1 protein-coding gene is annotated in these 728 nt (G+C 48.6%); it reads left to right on the forward strand.

What is annotated here, in order from left to right:
• The coding region (locus R7044_RS25345; RefSeq protein WP_225456013.1) for a transglycosylase SLT domain-containing protein at positions 1-728 on the forward strand (728 nt) is incomplete at both ends.

Genomic DNA, 728 nt, shown 5'->3' on the forward strand with positions numbered 1-728 from the left:
GCTATGCAGCTTGAAATGGACATCCCAAACAACAAGAAAGTGGATTATTACCGTACGTGGTATTTGAAACACCCAAACCACCTGTACACGGTATCTAAACGTGCAGCGCCATTTCTTTACATGATCACGCAACGTATCGAAGAACGTGGATTGCCAATGGAGCTTGCTCTTCTACCGGTTGTGGAAAGCTCATTTGACGCTTTCGCCTACTCGCACGGTAGCGCAGCAGGTTTGTGGCAGTTTGTTCCAGGCACCGGGAAAATGATGGGGCTTGAACAAAACTACTGGTATGACGGGCGTCGCGATGTCGCTGCCTCTACCGATGCTGCATTGGATTATCTTGTTCAATTAAATGAACGTTTTGACGGAAACTGGGAACACGCAATCGCAGCCTACAATAGTGGCGGCGGTCGTGTATCTAGCGCTATCCGTAAGAACAAAAAATTGGGTAAACCTGTCGACTTTTTCTCTTTAGATCTGCCAAAAGAGACCAGTAGCTACGTGCCAAAACTTCTCGCTCTTGCGGACGTGGTGGCAAACCAAGAAAAGTACGGTATCGACATTCCATCTATCCCAAACAAACCAGTGCTGACGTTAGTCGATCCGAAAGAACAACTGGATCTCGCTATCGCTGCTGATTACGCGGGCATCGGGGTAAAAGAGCTGCAAAGCTACAACCCTGCCTACAACCAATGGTCCACCGCACCAGAAGGGCCTCATCAGCTTCT

This window comes from Vibrio sp. 1402 (genome assembly GCF_033340275.1).